This window comes from Corynebacterium provencense (assembly GCA_900049755.1).
Lineage (GTDB): Bacteria > Actinomycetota > Actinomycetes > Mycobacteriales > Mycobacteriaceae > Corynebacterium > Corynebacterium neomassiliense.
In genome coordinates this window covers 1184021-1200756 of record LT160592.1, presented here as the reverse complement: position 1 = coordinate 1200756, position 16736 = coordinate 1184021, and the positions used below count along the sequence as shown (strand labels likewise).

Sequence of the window (16736 nt, the reverse complement as noted above, 5' to 3'; positions counted from 1 at the left end):
TTAGGACCACACCGTCGGCCGGCCTCCCCGGGGTCCGTGGCAGGACAGTCACGCTGAGCATGGCGTCCACCCCTGCCGCAGTGAACTCGCGGGCCAGGGCCTCAATTTCACGGACCGAGGGCACCGTGCCCAGGGCGTCGGTGAGCCACTGTTCGAGCTGGCTGGTGAGGATGTCGTCATAGCTGCGGTCGTACCCGTGGGCGGGGGAGTAGCCGGTGTCCTCGGGGGCGACGAGCACGAGGTGGAGGTTGAGGTTCTGCCGGCGGGCGACGGCGATTCCCAGTGACAGGGCGTCCCTGCCGGTGGCGGTGGCAGAGTACCCGACGACGACGGGGGCACGGTGGCGGGTCTGTGACGGACCGGTCATGAGTACTGCCTGTCGCCCTGCCCGGCATGCAGCCCGGCATGCTGCCCGGTGTGCTGTACGGCATCCTGCGCGGCGAGGACGGCCAGGGCCGCTGCCTCACCCTGGCGCACGGCGCCGTCGACGTGCTGGTAACCCTCGGCGGCGATGTCGGAGCAGGCGTAGTGCACCGGTCCGGTGGGCCGGTTCTGGAGGTGGCCCCACCGGTGAAGGCCGCCGAGATCGTAGCTGGTGGCGTAGGCGCCGCGGGTCCATTCCTCGGCCGCCATGTCGGACAGGTAGAAAGCCACCGGTTCCATGGTCTGCGGTCCCAGGTACTCGGCCATGGCGGACAGGATCCGGTGACGTCGCTCCTCTTCCGGGAGTGCCCACATCTGTTCTGCGTTCACGTCGGAGACGAATCCGACGAGGGTGCCGAAGGGGTCCTCGGCGGTGGTCCCGTCCGGACCGTAGGGACCGTAGTTCGTGTTGTCGTAGACCTCCTGCACCAGGCGTCCTCCGCCGAAAGCTGTGCCGGACAGGCCCGCCTCCCGCCAGAAGGGGGTGTCGTAGACGGCGTGGACCTTGATGACGAGTCCCATGGAGATGTGCTGGTGGGCGATGTGCTGTTCGCGTGGCAGCGGGGGCACGAAGCGGATCCGGTTGTAGAGGTTCGGGGGTACCGCGAGCACCGCGTCGGTGGCGTGGACGGTGACCTCGCCGTCGGGCCCGGTGGCGTGGACGGTGACTGAACCGCTGCTGCCGTTGCCGCTGACGCCGTCGCGTACGTCCGCGGGGATGCCGTTGAGAGGGTCGGCGGTGTCCGGGTCGACGTCATGCCAGTCGATCTGGTGTGCCGGGGTCTCCAGGAGGATGCGCCCTCCCAGTTCGCGGATCTTCTCCGCGAGCCGGACGGAAACTGTCTGCATTCCGCCGATGACGCGTCGGTCGAGGATGAAGTTCTCGTCGACGAGGTTGGAGAAGGAACCGGCGGAGGCTGCCATGAGCACCGCCTGCAGGGTGGAGAAGGCGTAGGAGGGTTTGGTGAGCATCCCGGAGGCGACGTAGATGGACACGTTGTCGATGGCTTCCCGGTCGTCGGAGTGCCGGTGCAGCCAGGTGCGGAAGGCGACTGTGTCGAGTTCCTCGGCGCGGGCCGCCGCCCACGGGGTTTCGGCACCGACCTCTTCGGCGAGGTCGTCCATGAGGGCGATGAGCTTCTCCGTCTCCTCCCGGGTGTGGTCGGAGACGGGGAGCCGGTCGCCGGTGTAGGTGTGGCGGGTGCCGTCGGGTGAGATGTAGACGGACTGTCCGTCGCGGTACCGGGGGAAGGTCTCCAGTCCCAGTTCGTCGACGAGTGCGCTGAGGCGGGTCTGGTCGGGGGAGATCCACTGTCCGCCGATCTCGATGAAGTGTTCCCGGCCACGGTCGTCGAGGACTGTCCCGTTCCAGGTGCGTCCGCCGACACGGTTCCGGGCTTCGATGACGGTGACTCTTCTTCCTGCTTTCGCCAGCGTGTATGCGGCGGTGAGTCCTGCGGGGCCGGCTCCGATGACGACGACGTCGGTGATCTCGGTGACGTCGGTCGCCGTTTCTGCGGCTGGTGCTGCGGTGGTGGCCATGTACGACTTTCCTCTCTAAAAAGAACGGCATTCGTTTGTTGGAGGACTGTACAGTTCCGACAGGCGCATGGGGAGGGTTCCTCTGTAAAATCCTTGTGACATGAACCGACGCCCCCGCTCCCCGTCCTCCGACCCCGGTGTCCGCCGCCGCGCCGGTCGTCCGGCGAAACCTCTTCTCAGCAGGGGACTCATCGCAGACGCGGCCCTGGACATCGTCACGGCGGACGGTATCGACGGGCTGACGATGAAGACACTCGCCGGCCGTCTGGGGGTGTCGGTGTCCTCCCTCTACAACCACATCGCCAACAAGGCTGAACTGCTCGCCTCGGTGCAGGACGCCGTCATGTCCCGGGTGGACGCGCAGGGTTTCACGGACGTCGGGGCGGCCGCGCCGGAGGAGAGGGCCGTCCGGCTCGCCGAGGCCCTGCGCCACTGGTCCCGGTCGTACCGGCAGGTGTTCGCCGACTACCCCTCGCTCGTCCCCCTGATAGCCACGATGCCGGTGACCGGTGCGCCGGAGACCCGCAGGATGTACGACACCGTGGCGGCCGGACTGCTCGCCGCAGGCGTCTCCTCTGCCCGGGTGGTTCCGGTGATCGTCGCCTTCGAGTCCTTCCTCTACGGTTCGGCGATGGACGCGCACGCCCCGGCCGGGATCTTCAGTTCCGCACCGGAGGAGTCCGACGCCCCGACCTTCCGCGCGGTGGTGGAGGCGTTCACCGCCGGCGGGGAAACGGAGGCGTTCACCGCCGGCGGGGAAACGGAGGCGTTCACCGCCGGAGGGGAAACGGAGGCGTTCACCGCCGGCGCGGGCGGAGGGGATGATGCGGTTCCGCCGCGCTCCGGCGTCCCCAACCCCTACGCTGACCTGCCGTTCGAGTGGGGGTTGGACGCCCTGGTCGCCCGTACCCTCACGCTTCTGGGCTGACCGGACAGGCTCGGACAGGCCCGGACAGGCCCGGACAGGCCCGGCCTCAGCGCCGCGTCACCGTCACCAGCAGCAGCTCCGCCCGCACCACAGGATCGTCCAGGTCGACCTCGCAGGCTTCGGCGATCCGGTTCAGCCTGGTCCTCACCGTGTGCCGGTGCACTCCCAGGGTCTCTGCGGTCGCCGCCGCCTTTCCGCCGGACCGCAGCCAGGTCTCCAGTGTCTGCATCAGCTCCCTCCCCTCCTCCGGGCTGCGTCCGGCGGCGGTGATCCTGTCCACCGTCTCCGAGGCGCGCAGGTCCAGGGCCTCGCGCACCGCCGGCCGGTCCAGCCAGTCGGTGCCCGCACCGTAGGGGCCGACGACCGACCCGGGGGTCAGCGTCCTGGCGGCGGTTTCCAGACGCCGCACCCGTTCCAGTGTCAGTTTCTCCCATTCCACCGGTTCCCCCACCGCGATGCGCACCCGTGGGCGTGCGGATCCGAAGGTGCCGGCGATGTCCTCCACCGCCCGTGAGCCGCGGAAGAGGAAAACTGCGGTGGATGTCTCCAGCCTGGTGGTGACGAGGTGGCGTCCTCCCCGGGCGGTGGTGCGGTCCGCCTCCGCCCGGGCCTTGTCCAGGTCGGCGACCCTGTCTGCGGCGACGACGGTGGGGCGCACCAGTCCGTCGCCGTCGGCGGCCTGGTCGAGGATCTGTCCCCCTGAGGTTCCGGACCCTCCGAGACCCAGGTGGAGCCGCAGGGCCAGGGAGTTCAGTTCGGTACGCTCCCGTCGCAGGTAGGCGGGCCGTTGCAGCAGGATGTCAGCCAGTCCGGCGGCGTGTTTGAGCACGGAACGGTCGTGGGTGGTGAACGGGTGGTCGGCGAGCACGGTGATGAAGTGCACCCGTTCACCCTGGAGGGTCATGCGCTGGGTGATCCGCCACAGGTCAGGACGCCCCGGGCCGCGGGACACCCGGTGGTCGGCGCTGCTGTGGTTGTTCAGCGCGGCGTTCTTCGCGGCGTCCACCGCGCACAGTCGCACACCGTCGGCGGTCGTCCGGTCGCACCGTCCCTGGACGCGGCCGTCGTTGTCGGTGACTGCCACGGCCGCCGCGAGGTGGGAGGCGGTGTCGGTGATCAGGGCGGTGACGCCTCCCCGTACGGCGGCGGTGGAGAGCTGCTCCTGGGTGCTGATCAGGTGTTCCTGGTCTAGTCGGGCACGGCGGGTCCTCTCTGCCTGGACGGTGTTGAGGATGGAGATGAAGGCGGTGCTGCGGGGGACCTCGAACAGGGCGACACCCCGGTGGCGGGCGGCGTCGACCAGTTCGGGGGGGACGCGGGGGTAGAACAGTCCGGTTCCGAAGCCGACTGCGGTGACCTCCGCGTCGGCCAGCCGGTCGATGTATGCGGGGAAGGGACCGTGCTCCCGGGACAGTGCCACCCCGACGGTCAGGACGACGGCCTGCGGGGCGAGAAACTCCCCCGGATCGGTGAGTTCCGTGGGCTGGACCACGGTAAATCCCCGGTCGGGGGTGGCCGGCACGAGGGGGCGCAGATCGAGGTTGTGCTGTGCGTACAACCAGGGCAGCCGGAGGGTGGGCAGATCATCGGGCATGGACTGACTGTACAAAATCAGAGGACATCTTCGACAGTCGGGCCATGAGCAGGAACACATCCCGTCAACCATCATGATCTGCGGTACCGCACCGGTGTATCCATCCCGGTGACCGTCCGGTGAACACCGGCGGTCCCCCTGGTGAATCCGGTCCGGGGCACCGGCTGAAACCGCGGCAGCACATCGATCACCATCGATCAACACCGCTGAACACCGCTGAACATGAGGAGCATTCCATGACCGACCTCACCGATCTGACCACCCGCCTCCCGCAGGAACTGAAGATCGTCACCGACCAGCTGCCCGGACCGGCGTCCGCCGCCCTGGCCGCCCGTACCTCCGCCTCCGTGGCCCGTGGCATCGCCCCGGCACTCAAGGCGTACATCGTCGACGCCGACGGTGGCGTCCTCGTCGACGCCGACGGCAACTCCTTCATCGACTTCGCGTCCGGTATCGCCGTGACCAGCGTCGGCGCGTCCAACCCCGCAGTTGTCGAAGCGGTCCGTGAGGCGGTGGGACACTTCACCCACACCAACTTCACCACCTCCCCGTACGAGGCCTACACCGCTGTCGCCGAGAAGCTCAACGAGATCACCCCGGGTGACCACGAGAAGCGGACCGTGCTGCTGAACTCCGGCGCCGAGGCAGTCGAGAACGCGGTGAAGATCGCCAGGAACTACACCGGCCGCAACGCGGTCGTCGTGATGGACCGGGCATACCACGGCCGTACGAACCTCACGATGGCCATGACCGCCAAGAACGTCCCCTACAAGGACGGCTTCGGCCCCTTCGCCTCCGAGGTCTACCGTGCACCGATGAGCTACCCGCTGCACGACGGTCTCACCGGCCCGGAGGCCGCGGAGCAGACCATCTGGCAGATGGAGAAGGAGATCGGCGCCGACAACCTCGCCTGCGTCGTCATCGAGCCGATCCAGGGTGAGGGTGGATTCGTCGTCCCGGCCGAGGGCTTCCTCCCCGCGATCGCCGAATGGTGCCGTGCCAACGGTGTCGTCTTCATCGCCGACGAGATCCAGGCGGGCATGTGCCGCACCGGTGACTGGTTCGCGGTCAACCACGAGAACGTCATCCCGGACGTCATGACCACCGCAAAGGGCATCGCCGGCGGTATGCCGCTGTCCGCGGTCACCGGCCGCGCAGAGATCATGGACGCCCCCGGCCCCGGTTCCCTCGGAGGCACCTACGCCGGCTCCCCGGTGGCCTGCGCCGCAGCCCTCCCGGTGGCCTGCGCCGCAGCCCTCGCCGCCCTCGGCCAGATGGAGGAGCTCGACCTCGCCGGCCGGGCCCGCGGAATTGAGACGGTCGTCCGCGAGATCCTCGAGCCGCTCGTCACCGAGACCGGCGGCCGGGTCGCCGAGGTCCGTGGCCGTGGCGCCATGCTCGCCCTGGAGTTCGTCGACGCCGACGGCCACGCCGACGGTGCGACCGTGAAGAAGATCGTCGCCGACTGCCAGGCCGCCGGCCTGCTGACCCTGACCTGCGGTCTCAACGGCAATGTCATCCGCCTGCTGCCCCCGCTGGTCATCGGCGAGGCACTGCTGCGTGACGGCCTGACGGTGCTCGCCGAGGCGATCCGGAAGAACATCTGACCCATGACAGCCACCGGCACCCGGCTGCCCGCCGACCTTCCCACCCGGATCTGGTCCGGGCTGACCCCCGTCGACGCCTCTGACGGCGCCACCTTCGATGTCAGCGACCCTGCCACCGGTGAGGTCATCGCGACCGTCGCCGACGCCACCGTCGATGACGCCCTGACCGCCCTGACCAGGGCAGTCGAGGCGCAGAAGGCGTGGGCGGGATTCTCGCCCCAGGCGCGCTCGGACGTGCTGACCCGAATCTTCGGGCTCATCGGGGAACGCGCGGACGACTTCGCCGTCACCATGACCCTGGAGATGGGCAAGCCTCTGGCGGAGGCGTACGGGGAGGTCACCTACGGCAACAGCTACTTCCGCTGGTTCGCCGGGGAAGCGGTCCGCATCCCGGGCCGTTTCGCCACCTCCCCGAACGGCAACGGTCATATCCTCGTGACCCGCGGCCCGGTCGGCCCGGTGCTGGCGATCACCCCGTGGAACTTCCCCCTGGCGATGGCGACCCGCAAGATCGCCCCGGCGCTCGCCGCCGGATGCCCGGTGATCGTCAAACCCGCCGCCGAAACCCCGCTGACCATGCTCCTGCTCGGCGAGATTCTCGCGCAGGCGTTCACCGAGGCCGGGGCCCCTGACGGTCTCGTCTCGATCCTCCCGTCCACCAGGGATGCCGACATCTCGAAGACCCTCATGGCCGACGAGCGGCTGCGGAAGGTGACCTTCACCGGGTCCTCCCCGGTGGGGCGCCTGCTTGTCCGGCAGTCCGCCGACAGGCTGCTGCGTACCTCGATGGAGCTCGGCGGCAACGCCCCCTTCGTCGTGGCTGAGGACGCCGACCTCGATCTCGTCCTCACCGCCGCCATGCAGGCGAAGATGCGTAACGGGGGAGAGGCGTGCATCGCCGCGAACCGTTTCCTCGTCGCCGCTCCTGTGGCCGCGGAGTTCACCGGGCGACTCACCGCCGCGATGGACGCCGTCGTCACCGGTCACGGACTCGACGAGGGAACCACGCTGGGACCGGTCATCACCGCGAAGCAGCGTGACCGCATCGCCGCCCTCGTCGACGACGCTGTCTCCCGGGGTGCGACGGTCACCACCGGTGGCGTCGTCCCGGAGGGCCCGGGCAACTTCTACCCGGCGACCGTGCTCACCGACGTCCCCGCTGACGCCCGGATCCTCCACGAGGAGATCTTCGGTCCCGTCGCCACAGTCACGACCTTCCCCACTCTCGAGGAGGGGGTCGCCGCAGCGAACGACACCGAGTTCGGACTGGCGGCCTACGGGTTCACCGCGTCCGAGGAGACGGCCCGGTACTTCGCTGAGAACCTCGACGCCGGAATGGTCGGGATCAACCGGGGCGCCATCTCTGACGCCGCGGCCCCGTTCGGCGGCGTCGGACAGTCCGGCTTCGGACGTGAGGGAGGTGCCGAAGGAATCGGGGAATACCTCGAGACCCGGTACATCGCACTCAACTGATCCACCCACAACACCAGAACAGACAAAGGAACCACCATGGCCTCTTCAGCCGGAAGCTCCACCGTTCCCGGAGAGCAACCCGGGGCACACCCGGGCAGCGACCCGGAGAAAAGCCTCGCCCGAACGCAGAACGCCACGAAACTGCGCAACAGGCACGTCACCCTCATCGCGCTCGGCGGCATCATCGGTTCGAGCCTCTTCATCGGCTCGGGCAACATCATCCGATCGACCGGCCCCGCTGCGATCGTCTCGTACCTGCTCGGTGGTCTCCTGGTCTACCTGGCGATGAAGATGCTCGGCGAGATGGCCGCACACCGTCCCGCGGTGGGGTCCTTCATGGACTACGCCCGCGAAGGTCTCGGCGACGGGGCGTCCTACCTCGTCGGCTGGCTGTACTGGTACTTCTGGGTCGGCGTGCTGGCCTATGAGGCGGTCATCGGCGGCGAGACAATGCACGGGTGGTTCGGTGCCGTGCCGACCTGGGCGTGGTCGCTGATACTGCTGGCCGTGTTCGTCGCCTCCAACGCGGTGTCGACGCGCAGTTTCGGTGAGATCGAGTTCTGGCTGGCCGGGATCAAGGTCATCGCCGTGGTCGTCTTCCTCGTCGCGGGCACCCTGTTCGCACTGGGCCTGTGGCCGAACTCCGATTTCTCCGTCCAGAACCTCTGGGACGAGGGCGGGTTCGCCCCCAACGGTATCGGCAAGGCCTTCACCGGTGTCGCCATCGTGATCTTCGCCTACTTCGGTACCGAGATCGCGGTCATGGCCGCCGCCGAGTCCGAGGACCCGGGCCAGTCGGTCAAGCGGGCGACGAACACCGTGGTGTGGCGCATCCTGCTGTTCTTCGTCGGATCAGTCGCACTGATCGTCATGATCGTCCCCTGGGACGAACTGCCTGAGCCGACTGACGTCGCCTCGGCGCCGTTCACCTACGTCTTCGAGCTCTTCGGCCTGCCCGGCGCGGCGACGGTCATGCAGCTCATCATCTTCACCGCCGTACTGTCGGTGCTGAACTCGGGCCTGTACTCGGCGTCCCGCATGCTCGCGGCGATGGGTGACCAGGGATTCGCCCCGAAGGCCGTCACGGTGCGGACCCGTCACGGTGTCCCGGTGCTGGCTCTCATCGCCTCCACCGTCGGCGGCGTGGCTGCGACCATCGTGAACTTCGCGTTCCCGAACACCGGCATCTTCGACTTCATCATGAACTCCTCGGGCCTGGTCGCCCTCTTCGTGTACGTCATCATCGCGGCGACCCACTGGAACATGCGCCGGAAGATGACTCCGGAGGAGGTCAACTCCCTGGAGATGAAGGCCCCTCTGTACCCGTGGATGAACATTCTGCTCATTCTGGGTGTCATCGGAATATTCGTGGTCATGGTCATGGAGGATTCCAGCCGGACCCAGGTGTGGACCAGTCTCGTGGCCACCGCTGTCGTGGTCGTGCTGTGGCCGCTGGTGAAGCGGAACCTGGCGAAGCGACGTGCCGAGTAGGGCGGCGCCCTGTCGGATGCAGGACGCCAGGGCCCGTGAGCGCCGCTCCGGCTCAGAAGGCGGTGTGGACGTGGGTGAAATGCGTTGCTTCCGGCGGAGTCGCGAGGTGAGGCATGACGAGTTCGCGCCAGCCCGCGAACTCCGGGGAGTTCCGGAACCCCTCCGTGTGGTCCTCGAGAGTGCTCCACCGGATGTGCAGCCGGTAGTGGGAGGCATCCTCGAGCTGGCGGACCAGCGCGAAGGTCCGGGCGCCGGTGGCACGCTGGAACAGCGCCGCGGCATCCGACACCGCCTGTTCGAAGGCTTCCTCGGATCCCGGTGTGACGTGCAGGTCGACGACCTCGGTGACGGAGGTCCGCGCCCCTGCGGGCACCGTTCCGTCCGCAGCGTCCGCCGCCTCCCCATCGATGCGGCCGTACTCGCCGGACCCGGTCAGGGTACGGGTCGCGTCGACTGACGCATAGGTCCACAGGATCCGCATCTCCTCGGTGTCGGAGGCGTTCTCGAAGTGGTGCGGGACATTGGCGGGGACGAAGGTCGTGTCGAAGGTGGTGAGTTCGGTCCGCTCTCCGTCGATGTCCACGACCGCGTTACCGGCGATGACCATGACGGATTCGACGACATTGTGGCTGTGGTGGCCGATCTGTGCACCGGGGCCGAAGATCGTGGTGCCGTTGAGGAAGGTCGTGGCACCCCGGGCGTAGGTGACCAGCGGGACCGTGCGGGCTCCGCCACCACGGTTCTTGGAGGGCAGCTCGTCCGGGCGGAGGACCAGGCTGGGGAACGAGGAGACGGGGGACTCTGAAGGCGTGGTGGTCATGGTTGTGCTCTACTTTCCGATCCAGATGGTCTTGGTGTTGGTGAACTCGCGGATGCCCAGGTGGGACAGCTCCCGGCCGTAACCGGACCGCTTGATTCCGCCGAACGGCAGGCGGGGGTCGGACGCGACCTTGCCGTTGATGAATACGGCGCCGGCCTCGATCTCCCCGGCGACGCGGCGTGCGGTGGCGGGGTCCCCGGAGAACACCGTGGCGCCGAGGCCGTACTCGGTGGTGTTGGCCAGCGCCACGGCCTCGTCCTCGCCGGCGGCACGGGTGATGGTGGCCACCGGGCCGAAGGTCTCCTCGTCGAATGCGGCGTGTCCGGGGCGGACGTCGCCGAGGATGGTCGGCGGGTAGTAGGCGCCGGGGCCGTCGGGGACTTCACCGCCGAGCAGCAGGGTGGAGCCCTGGGCGATGCTGCGTTCCACCTGGTCGTGGAGGGCGGCCCGGAGATCGGCGCGGGCCATCGGGCCGATCTGGGTGGAGTCATCGGTCGGGTCGCCGACGGTGAGTGCCCCGGCCTTCGCCACGACGAGCTCGGTGAAGGCATCGGCCACGGACTCGTCGACGATGAACCGCTTGGCGTTGACGCAGGACTGGCCGTTGGAGTTGAACCGCGAGGCGACGGCGGTGGACGCGGCGGCCTCCAGGTCGGCGTCGGCCAGGACGACGAAGGGGTCGGAGCCGCCGAGTTCCAGGACCTGCTTCTTGAGCGCCTTGCCGGCCTGGGACGCGACGAGGGCGCCGACCTCGGTGGAACCGGTGAGGGTGACCGCGGCGATCCGGTCGTCCTCGATGACGGTGTGGACCTCGGAGGACGGGATGACCAGGGTCTGGAACAGGCCGGCGGGTGCGGAGACCTCGGCGAGGGCGGTGTCCACGATCTCCTGGATGGCCAGGGCGCATCCGGTGACATTGGAGGCGTGCTTGAGGACGGCACCGTTGCCGGCGGCGAAGGCGGGGGCGGCGAAGCGGAAGAACTGCCAGAACGGGTAGTTCCAGGGCATGATCGCCAGGACGACGCCGAGCGGGTCGTACTGCAGGCCACTGACCGCGGCATCAGAGGCGATCTCCTCGAAAGCGAGGAAGTCGGCGGCGTTCTCCGCGTAGTAGTCCAGCGTGAGTGCGGACTTGGCGACCTCTGCGCGAGCCTCGGTGACCGGCTTGCCCATCTCGGCGGTGATCAGCTGTGCGAAGCGCTCCTCGTCAGCGCGCAGGGCGGAGGCCATGGCGGTGAGCAGGGCGGTGCGGTCGGTGACCGGGACGGTCCGCCACTGCAGGAAGGCATCGTGGGCGGCGGTGAGACGGGTGTCCGTCTCCGCGGCGGTGTGGTCCGTGTACCGGGCGAGTACGTCGCCGGTGGCGGGGTTTATGGTGGTGGGCATCGTAGGTCCTTCCGGGGTTCAGGGTCCGGGAAGATCCTCGGCGGAATCCTCTCCGTGTTCGTGAGTGTACCCACAGGTATACCTGTTGGCAATGACGGTCCCGCCGGTTGGTCTGTGTCGGGGTGGAGGGCGGGTCCGGGGCTCGCACGCGTGCCCGCCCGGCTCAGCCCCGGATGTCGATCTCCCGACTGAAGGGGGAGTTGTCGGTGACCAGAGAGGTGAGGATGCTGCGCTCGACGTGGATGAGGTGCTGGCTGCAGGCCGCACCGGCCGGTCGGGGATCACCGGACGCGGTGGCCGTGCACATGTCGATGTGCTCCTCGACGGACTGACGCAGTCTCGCGGTATCGGCGTGGGCGATGACCCGGAGTCGCGCGGTGTGTGGCCTCAGGCCTTCGATGCTGCTGCGGAGGAACCTGTTCCCGCACCACGAGACGATGAGTGTGTCGAAGCGGGCGGCGGCGGCGCGGAATGAAGCGGAGAATTCATCCTGACCGGTGCTGTCGCTCTGCTCCCCCAGCGAGCGGAAGGTGTCGGCGAGCTCCGTGAATGCGGTCCGGACCGCTTCCGTGGTCTGTGACCGCAGGGCGATCTCCTCGAGCGCGGCGACCTCGACCACCCGTCGGAAAGCGAAGAGATCCCGGACCAGGCTCAGGGAGAGCGGGGAGACCATCGGCGCCTGACGTGGCTCAAGGACGACGAGTTCATCGGAGGCCAGACGGCGCAGCGCGTCGCGCACCGGGGTGCGGGACGTTCCGGTGTGTTCGACCAGCCAGTTCTCCGGGAGGCGCTCCCCGGGGGCAAGTGTCCCGTTCTCGATCTCCTGCCGGACGAGCTGGTACACCTGATCGGCTTTGCGTCCTGCCGGGGGGAGTTTCGGGGTTGTTTCCCGGGAAGTTCCGACATCGTTGAGCTGGTGGTCATCGGCCATGGGGACCACTTTAACCCACGAAGACTATTGCACTTGGGAATACCCGTCTGTATACCTAAGTGACACAATCTAGTGGTTGCCGTCACAGCGGTCGCCGTTCTGTCCCCCAGCTCTCAAGGAGCGTCATGCTCGTCTTCCTCGGCTTCGCCATGATCGCGTGCTTCATGTACCTGGTCATGGCACGGAAAGCCACACCTATCGCCGTGCTCATCCTGGTCCCTGTGATCTTCGGACTCTTCGCCGGAGGGCGGACCGATATCGGGGACATGGTGGAGGAGTCCCTCCTCAAGCTCGCCCCGACCGCCGCCCTCCTGTTCTTCGCGATCCTGTTCTTCTGCACGATGATCGACGTGGGCGTCTTCGACCCGCTGATCAGGTGGATCCTGCGTTTCGCCCACGGCGACCCCGTGCGGGTGACGATGGGGACGGCACTGCTGACCTCGATCGTCTCCCTCGACGGAGACGGATCGACCACCTTCATTATCGTGACCTCGGCATTCCTTCCGATCTACCGGAAACTGGGGATGTCGCCGGTCGTGCTCACGGTCATCGCCGCGCTCTCCAACGGCGTGCTCAACACGGTCCCCTGGGGAGGGTCGACGTCCCGTGCGTCCGCCGCCCTGGGCGTTTCGCCGGTGGACATCTTCGTCCCGATGATTCCCGCGATTCTCGCGGGGGTGGCGTCCGTGCTGGTTCTCGCCTACTTCCTCGGACTCGGCGAACGTCGCAGGATCGGGAAGCTTGAGCTGGTCGATGATCCGTCCGGGGAGCCGGGCGCCGGCGGGGATACTCCCGCCTCCCACCGATCGGACAGCGCCGGCGACGAGGTGGACGACGCGTCCCCTCCGGCATGGTCTGAGAGAGCAGCCCCCGTTCGGCCGCCGCGTCCGCCCCGTAAAGCAAACGATCACTAGGAATTAGAAGTGAGGGAGGATGTGTAGATATTTCAGCTGCGTGAGCAGAAGATTGGTGTATTTTTTTTTTCAAGCAGAAGACGGCATACGAGATGATCTGGTGACTGGAGTTCAGACGTGTGCTCTTCCGATCTTGGTGCTCCTGGTGGCGGACGTGCTGTTTGCACCGTTGATCTTCATGGTCGCGGCCTCTCTCGCGCTGGTGCTGAACTTCCGCAAGACCGGCGATCAGATCGGTCAGATCCAGGAACATGCGCCGAGCGTGATCACGGTCGTCGGAATGATCATGGCGGCGTCGGCGCTGACCGGCGTCCTCGAAGGAACCGGGATCATCTCGGAGATGTCGTCGTGGCTGGTTGACCTCATCCCCACCTCGTGGGGGCCGGTGCTCGCGACGATCGGTGGCGTCCTCAGTATCCCGTTCACGTTCCTCATGACGAATGACGCCTTCTACTTCGGCATTCTGCCCATCCTCTCCGATGCCGGCGGACACTACGGCATTGAACCGGTGGAGATGGCCAGGGCGTCCATCGTCGGGCAGGCGCTGCACCAGTCCAGTCCGCTGGCCCCCTCGTTCCTGCTGCTCGTGGGACTCGCCGGCGTCTCCATCGGGGACCATTTCAAGAAGGTGTTGTGGCGGGCGGTCGTCGTCGCCCTGGTCATGCTCCTGGTGGGCGGACTCACGGCCGCCTTCCCGCTCCTGTGACGCGGTGACCGCGGTGCACGGAGCACGCCGCGGTCGACCTTCTCCGCCCCGTCGGTGTCCCCGGACTTTTTCCCGGACGTTCCCGGACACCGACGGGGCTTCTCCGCGTCCGCGGCCGGGTCGCGTCTTCCGCGTCATGCCTCCCCGGTTCACGTCTCTCCGTGTCATGTCTTCCCGGGAGACGTCGAAGGCCGGGCACCCTGTGCGGGTGCCCGGCCTTCGCCGTCGGGAGGAGAGGTGGAGAGAGGGGGCGGCTGTTGTGAGGAGTGGGCACTGTGAGGGGCGGAGCCGCCGTGAGTGCCGGTGCCTACTGGTGGTGGAACAGCCGGTCGGCGAGGACGTTCCGCTGGGAGCCGGGCACGACGTGCAGTTCCACGGCCTTGCGCCATTCCGCGAAGTGCGGGGCCGCACGGTGCGCGGCGACGGCGTCCTGATCGGTGTAGAGCTCGAAGAAGGTGAAGTGGAGCTCGTCCTCGGCATCCTGGCTGACGTCGAAGTAGACGCATCCGGGCTCATCGGTGAAACTGCGCTCGGCGTTCTCGCGGATGGCGCGGAGGAAGTCCTCGAGGTGACCTTCCCGGACGCGGAGGTCGACGGTGAGGGATTTCAGGGGAGTGGTCGACAGAGTCATGGTCAGCTTTCTTTCCTCAGGGCAGGTCGGTGGTGGGGATGTCGGACGCCGCGGCGAGGTCCGCGAGGTCCCGGAGGGTCGTCTCCGGAAGGGTGATGCCCTCGGTGAGCAGGGAGGCCATGCTGCGGTCCTCGATCTCGCCGGGGTAGAAGACCTCGTCGAAGCCGGTGGCCGTCGGACACTCCTTGACCTCGGAGACCAGGTGGCCGAGGGCGTCGTCGAAGTCGGCGGTGTCCCGGAAGGCCGCCACGTCGAGGGCGATGAAGAGGTGGCCGGCGCCGCCGGGCGGGTTGGGCTCGTAGGGACCGTGGACGCCGGTGCCGGACTGCGAGCCGGTGAGGACGCCTGACAGGACGTCCATCATGAAGCTGATGGCGTAGCCCTTGTGCCCGGCCATCGGCAGGATGACGCCGTCGATGGCCTCGGACGGGTCCGTGGTCGGATCGCCGTCGGAGGTCAGCGCCCAGGTGTCCGGGATGGACCGGCCGTTCTGGCGGGCGTTGTAGATCTTGCCGCGGGCGACGGCGGTGTTGGCGATGTCCACCACCGCGGCAGTCTCCCCGTAGGGTGCGGCGATGGACCAGGGGTTGGTGCCGATCTTCTTCTCCCGGCCGCCCCAGGGGGCCATGGCGGGTGAGGCGTTGGTGGTGAGGATGCTCACGCACCCGTCGGCGGCGGCACGGCGGGTGTAGTACATCGCTGTGCCGAAGTGGTTCGAGTTGCGCACGCCGACGGCGCCGATGCCGTGCTTCTTCGCCCGGGCGACGGCTTCGACGCGGGCGTGCTCGGTGAGAACCTGGCCCATGCCGTTGCATCCGTCGAGGACGAGCAGGGCGCCCAGGTCGTTGAGGACTTGCGGCTGCGCCACCGGGGTCATGGCGCCGGACTTCAGGCGGTTGACGTACCAGGGGAGGCGCAGGACGCCGTGGGACGAGTGGCCCCACAGATCGGCCTGGACAAGGCTGTCTGAGACCAGGTGGGCGTCCTTCTCCGGGACGCCGTGCGCGGTGAGGATCCCGGTGCACACGGTGCGCAGGGTGTCCGGATTGACACGGGAGGTTCCGGTAGCGCCGGTAGTGTCGTCAGTCGACGGGTGGTGGAGTCCCATATGATTCATTTCCTCTCTGTATACCTCTCTGTATACACAGAGAAGGTCGGTGGTGCAACATGACGGTGGCGGCGTACCGGTGGACCGTCGGTGCCCGGTGGGTCGGTGGTGGTCGGTGATGAAAGGTCTGTCGGTGGACGGTCAGGGCAGGGGAGTGACACACACCGGACTGCCGGTGTGGGCCACGGTCCGGTACCCGGCACGTCCGTCGGCGAGATCCCCGGCACTGTGCCACGAGACGGTGTCCCCGTACTCATGGGCGACGAGCAGCCCGTCCCGGTGGTCCTGCGGATACCGGACGATGAACCGGGGGAACCGCCCTGCGCAGGGCACGGTGTGGACCAGTCGTGGCGCCGCTGGCCCGGTATGGAAGACGCTGAGGCTGTCGGCACCACGGTTGGAGACCACCAGCATCGCCCGGTTCGGGAAGTGGGCGATGCCGGCTGCTGTGCTCTCCGTGGCATCTGCGCCCTCCGGCAGGGTGCCGGTGGCGTCCCGTACCCGGAAGATGCCGGTGACATCCCTGGTCAGTGTGATCAGGGACGAGTCCAGTTCCCCGACGACGAACAGCTGCTCACCGACGATGACGCCGTGCCGCGGGCCACTGCCGGGTGCGGTCGCTTCCCGGTCGAGGACCCGCAGGTCTCCGTCGGCGGTGAGCTCGAGGGTGACGACGGCGTCGAGCCCCTTGTCCGGGACGAGGAACCGTCCCGTGTCGCCGTCGGGGATGATCTGGTGCGGGTGGGATAGCCGGTCCCCGCCCACTCCGTCGCCCAGCGACACCGTGCCGGAGACCGGCTCCAGCAGGCCGTCGGCCCTGACCGGGTGGGCGGCGACGGTGCCGGTCGCGTAGTTCGCGACCAGCAGGTGTCCGCCGATGCGGGCGCAGTGCACGGGATTGCGTCCTCCCGCCGGGACTGTCTGTGACCTGGTCAGGTGCCCCTCCGGGGACACCTCCACCACGGACAGGGTCCCGCCGTCGCCGTGGAGGACGTACACGGGGCCGGGACCGGGTGCGGTGATCCAGGAGGGGTTCGTGAGCTTCAGGCGGTCGGACTCCGCCCAGTCGGGGTCGGCGGGGTGCCAGGCGGTGAGTCCGGAGCCGCGGCCGTCGCGTTCGGCGGTGGTGCGGGATCCGATGAGGATGGTGCGGGGTGCCATCAGAAGTGTCCTTTCGTGCGT

At 68.0% G+C, this 16736-nt stretch carries 12 protein-coding genes and 1 pseudogene; 4 read left to right on the top strand and 9 right to left on the bottom strand.

Annotated features, from left to right (window positions below):
- Both BN3906_RS15035 and BN3906_RS05540 read right to left on the bottom strand, forming a co-directional pair.
- Positions 1 to 367 (bottom strand): annotated as a pseudogene (locus tag BN3906_RS15035) (hypothetical protein); the annotation flags it as partial.
- Entirely contained in the window at positions 364 to 1965 is a 1602-nt protein-coding gene (locus tag BN3906_RS05540) for a flavin monoamine oxidase family protein (protein WP_066585168.1), read from the bottom strand. The gene BN3906_RS05540 and the pseudogene BN3906_RS15035, both read right to left, overlap by 4 nt.
- 100 nt (positions 1966 to 2065) lie before the next feature.
- On the opposite strand from BN3906_RS05540, the gene BN3906_RS05535 reads away from it, so the two are divergent.
- A complete protein-coding gene (locus BN3906_RS05535; protein ID WP_066585165.1) occupies positions 2066 to 2893 on the top strand; it encodes a TetR/AcrR family transcriptional regulator in 828 nt (275 codons plus the stop codon).
- A 46-nt stretch (positions 2894 to 2939) separates the two neighbouring features.
- Here the strand turns inward: BN3906_RS05535 and BN3906_RS05530 are convergent, their stop codons facing one another.
- Complete coding sequence (locus tag BN3906_RS05530; protein ID WP_066585156.1) at positions 2940 to 4487, bottom strand: PucR family transcriptional regulator; 1548 nt, start codon at positions 4485 to 4487, stop codon at positions 2940 to 2942.
- A gap of 236 nt (positions 4488 to 4723) precedes the next feature.
- Here BN3906_RS05530 and gabT point away from each other — a divergent pair, with 236 nt between their 5' ends.
- The 3 genes from gabT to BN3906_RS05515 are packed head-to-tail and all read left to right on the top strand — an operon-like array spanning position 4724 to position 9058.
- A complete protein-coding gene (gene gabT, locus BN3906_RS05525) occupies positions 4724 to 6094 on the top strand; it encodes a 4-aminobutyrate--2-oxoglutarate transaminase (RefSeq protein WP_066585155.1) in 1371 nt (456 codons plus the stop codon).
- Between the two features lie 3 nt (positions 6095 to 6097).
- Positions 6098 to 7567, top strand: coding sequence for an NAD-dependent succinate-semialdehyde dehydrogenase (locus tag BN3906_RS05520; RefSeq protein ID WP_066585152.1), 1470 nt, complete (start codon positions 6098 to 6100; stop codon positions 7565 to 7567).
- Positions 7568 to 7603: 36 nt separating this feature from the next.
- Positions 7604 to 9058, top strand: coding sequence for an amino acid permease (locus BN3906_RS05515; RefSeq protein WP_237559724.1), 1455 nt, complete (start codon positions 7604 to 7606; stop codon positions 9056 to 9058).
- A 52-nt stretch (positions 9059 to 9110) separates the two neighbouring features.
- On the opposite strand, the gene BN3906_RS15030 is transcribed toward BN3906_RS05515, so the two are convergent.
- The 6 genes from BN3906_RS15030 to BN3906_RS05475 all read right to left on the bottom strand — a co-directional run bounded on the left by BN3906_RS15030 (position 9111) and on the right by BN3906_RS05475 (position 16715).
- On the bottom strand, positions 9111 to 9878 hold the full coding sequence (locus tag BN3906_RS15030; RefSeq protein ID WP_078057149.1) for a cupin domain-containing protein: 768 nt from the start codon (positions 9876 to 9878) through the stop codon (positions 9111 to 9113).
- A 9-nt stretch (positions 9879 to 9887) separates the two neighbouring features.
- A complete protein-coding gene (locus BN3906_RS05505) occupies positions 9888 to 11264 on the bottom strand; it encodes an NAD-dependent succinate-semialdehyde dehydrogenase (protein ID WP_066585149.1) in 1377 nt (458 codons plus the stop codon).
- Between the two features lie 163 nt (positions 11265 to 11427).
- The gene (locus BN3906_RS05500) at positions 11428 to 12195 is read right to left on the bottom strand and encodes a GntR family transcriptional regulator (protein WP_078057148.1); all 768 of its coding nucleotides are present in this window, start codon (positions 12193 to 12195) and stop codon (positions 11428 to 11430) included.
- A 1927-nt stretch (positions 12196 to 14122) separates the two neighbouring features.
- On the bottom strand, positions 14123 to 14446 hold the full coding sequence (locus tag BN3906_RS05485) for a putative quinol monooxygenase (protein ID WP_237559725.1): 324 nt from the start codon (positions 14444 to 14446) through the stop codon (positions 14123 to 14125).
- 16 nt (positions 14447 to 14462) lie between these two features.
- On the bottom strand, positions 14463 to 15554 hold the full coding sequence (locus BN3906_RS05480) for an Ldh family oxidoreductase (protein ID WP_078057146.1): 1092 nt from the start codon (positions 15552 to 15554) through the stop codon (positions 14463 to 14465).
- A 141-nt stretch (positions 15555 to 15695) separates the two neighbouring features.
- Positions 15696 to 16715 carry a lactonase family protein gene (locus tag BN3906_RS05475; protein WP_066585146.1) on the bottom strand — a complete coding sequence of 340 codons (1020 nt, stop codon included), beginning with the start codon at positions 16713 to 16715 and terminating at the stop codon, positions 15696 to 15698.
- Positions 16716 to 16736: the final 21 nt, after the last annotated feature.

Bases quoted from the DNA above. Each gene is read 5' to 3' on its own strand.
- BN3906_RS05480 (WP_078057146.1), bottom strand. From the start codon at position 15,554: ATGGGACTCCACCACCCGTCGACTGACGACACTACCGGCGCTACCGGA.
- BN3906_RS05530 (WP_066585156.1), bottom strand. From the start codon at position 4,487: ATGCCCGATGATCTGCCCACCCTCCGGCTGCCCTGGTTGTACGCACAG.
- BN3906_RS05475 (WP_066585146.1), bottom strand. From the start codon at position 16,715: ATGGCACCCCGCACCATCCTCATCGGATCCCGCACCACCGCCGAACGC.
- BN3906_RS15030 (WP_078057149.1), bottom strand. From the start codon at position 9,878: ATGACCACCACGCCTTCAGAGTCCCCCGTCTCCTCGTTCCCCAGCCTG.
- BN3906_RS05505 (WP_066585149.1), bottom strand. From the start codon at position 11,264: ATGCCCACCACCATAAACCCCGCCACCGGCGACGTACTCGCCCGGTAC.
- BN3906_RS05520 (WP_066585152.1), top strand. From the start codon at position 6,098: ATGACAGCCACCGGCACCCGGCTGCCCGCCGACCTTCCCACCCGGATC.
- BN3906_RS05500 (WP_078057148.1), bottom strand. From the start codon at position 12,195: ATGGCCGATGACCACCAGCTCAACGATGTCGGAACTTCCCGGGAAACA.
- BN3906_RS05540 (WP_066585168.1), bottom strand. From the start codon at position 1,965: ATGGCCACCACCGCAGCACCAGCCGCAGAAACGGCGACCGACGTCACC.
- gabT (WP_066585155.1), top strand. From the start codon at position 4,724: ATGACCGACCTCACCGATCTGACCACCCGCCTCCCGCAGGAACTGAAG.
- BN3906_RS05535 (WP_066585165.1), top strand. From the start codon at position 2,066: ATGAACCGACGCCCCCGCTCCCCGTCCTCCGACCCCGGTGTCCGCCGC.
- BN3906_RS05515 (WP_237559724.1), top strand. From the start codon at position 7,604: ATGGCCTCTTCAGCCGGAAGCTCCACCGTTCCCGGAGAGCAACCCGGG.
- BN3906_RS05485 (WP_237559725.1), bottom strand. From the start codon at position 14,446: ATGACTCTGTCGACCACTCCCCTGAAATCCCTCACCGTCGACCTCCGC.